This window comes from Sphingomonas sp. Ag1 (assembly GCF_000980895.1).
GTDB lineage: Bacteria > Pseudomonadota > Alphaproteobacteria > Sphingomonadales > Sphingomonadaceae > Sphingomonas > Sphingomonas panaciterrae.
On record NZ_LAZX01000029.1, the window covers coordinates 1 to 2,180 of the forward strand.

General features: G+C 57.8%; 2 protein-coding genes. Both read left to right on the forward strand.

The window, feature by feature from the left end; translation table 11 throughout:
• Positions 1-1,500 (forward strand): gp53-like domain-containing protein (locus XM50_RS00265; protein ID WP_046406366.1); only part of this gene is annotated, 1,500 nt, incomplete at its 5' end.
• Positions 1,501-1,556: 56 nt separating this feature from the next.
• On the forward strand, positions 1,557-2,180 hold a 624-nt coding region (locus tag XM50_RS00270), incomplete at its 3' end, for a hypothetical protein (protein ID WP_046406368.1).

Below are 2,180 nucleotides of genomic sequence, written 5' to 3' on the forward strand. Positions count from 1 at the left end.
GCCAACGGCCTCGTGCCGGTCAAAGAGGCCGTGGAGGAGGTTAAGCAGAACGTGGACGATATTCGCCAATTCCTGCCCGATCTTGTCACTCCCCTACTGCGCGAGCCCATCGCCAAGGTATCTGCTCTCCAGCTGAAATACGGCGCTGGTCAGATTAAGGCGGCGTTTGCGCTCCACGATCAGGCGCTTGTGGCTGTCCGTGAGATTGGAACGCGCGTCGATGAGAACGGCAACAAGGTCGCTGAGGAAATGCTTCAGCTAACCAGCCGCGTCACAGAGGCAGAAGCAAAGGTCGCCGGCATCGACATTGATGGGCCGATCGAAGCTGGACTTGCGGAGATTAGGCGCACGATCGCGGGCCTCGACTTCGCTTCGGCTGAATCCGTGGACACGAAGATCGCCAACTATGGCAAGGGCGTGTCCGCTTGGCAGGTTGAGGAAGAGCGCGTTCGCGCCGAGAAGGACAGCGCGCTCGCCGAAGATATTAGCCAGATGGGCGTTCGCATCACCACCGAGATTGGCGACGTGCGAACCGAGATGGATGGCACGTTCAACGACCTTCGCGAACTTATCGTTGATGGAGAGAGCAATACCGCACTGGCGCTCCGCATTGACGAAATGGGCGTCAGGATCACAACGGAAGTTGGTGATGAGAAGAAAGCCCGTGAAGCGGCCATTCAGACGATCGAGAAGACGCAGGCAGACGACCGCAAGGCAGCAGCCGAACGCTCCGACACGATCAGCAGTTCGGTAACGGACATTACCAAGGAAGGCGGGCCAATCTCCGTCATCAACGGCATCATTCAGACTATCCAGAAGACGCAGGCCGATGACAACGGCGCTCGCGCAAATGAGACACGCACCATTCAGTCGCGTTTGGACAACCTCAACGGCGTCACGGGTGCGAGTGTCGAACAGGCAATCAACACGGCAGTTGATAAGGCCGGCAAGGCTGGCGCTTCCTATGTCCTGAAGGTGCAGACCGATCAGAACGGTCAGCAGGTTATCGCCGGCATGGGTGTTGCTATCGAGGATGGCGTTTCTGCTATCGCTTTCACCACCGACAGCTTCCGCATCAGCACCCCCGGCGCAAATCCACAGCAGGTGTTCTATGCGGATGCTGAGGGCGTTTACATGCCCAACGTCCGTGTTGGTCGCATCACCTTCGATGCGATGGATGAACCGTTCACGCTTAACAGCCAGATCAACGCTGACAGCGGCTATCAGGAGCTACCCGGCGGCATCATCCTTCAGTGGGGCAAGGTGCGTGGTTACTTTAGCGGCGGCTTGTTCCCGATCACCTTCCCGCGCCCATTCACGCAAGCAGTATTCACAACGCAAGCTACGCCATTCGTGAACTTCTACAATTCGCGCGATCAGGACGCATGGGTTCACCTAGTTGGCAATACCATGTCTCTGACTGGTGTGTCGGTCACGATCCGTGCTGGTCCAAGTGGTCAGTCCCTGAACGGCTTTGATTGGTGGGCTGTCGGCAAGTAAGCCGCCCCGAAGCCCCCGCTAAATATGCTTAAAGCATTAGCGGGAGAGCCACACCAATGGCATTTCAATACGAGGATAGTGGCACTGTTAACCTGACGAACGGTTCTGCCACCGTTACCGGCAATGGCACGAACTGGGTCGTCAACTACTCCGGCCTTCAGTTGAGCTTGGGCGGTCTGAACTTCACTGTTCGCAGCGTTGATTCCCGCAACCAGCTTACCCTTACCCAGCCCTATTCCGGCGATACAGCTTCCAACGTCCCTTACGAGCTTCTTCCGCTACAGGCCGAGGTTTATGAGCTTGCTCAGGACGTTGCTGACATTGCCGAGCGCATCGGTCCGCTACTAGACGCAAAGGTCGGTCCTGTTGGCCCTGCTGGTCCCGCTGGCCCTCAGGGCGTGCCCGGTAAGAACGGCGATGCTGGCTTTGGCGCGATCGTCAACTTCTCTGATTACAAGCCTATGCCAGCTGGCTCACCCGGCGTTTACATGCTGGTGCCTGTTGTTCAGGGAGAACCCGGCGTCACGCTCTCACAGCAAGCGCAGGTCGTCTTGCCCGCGAATAGGCCTGATATGGGCATTGGGCTTTATCTGAGGGCCACGACCAGCGGCAACACAATCGCTATCCTCGGCCTGACGAATGCCCCTGAGCCGCAGCCTGAGGTGCCTGTTGAGGATATC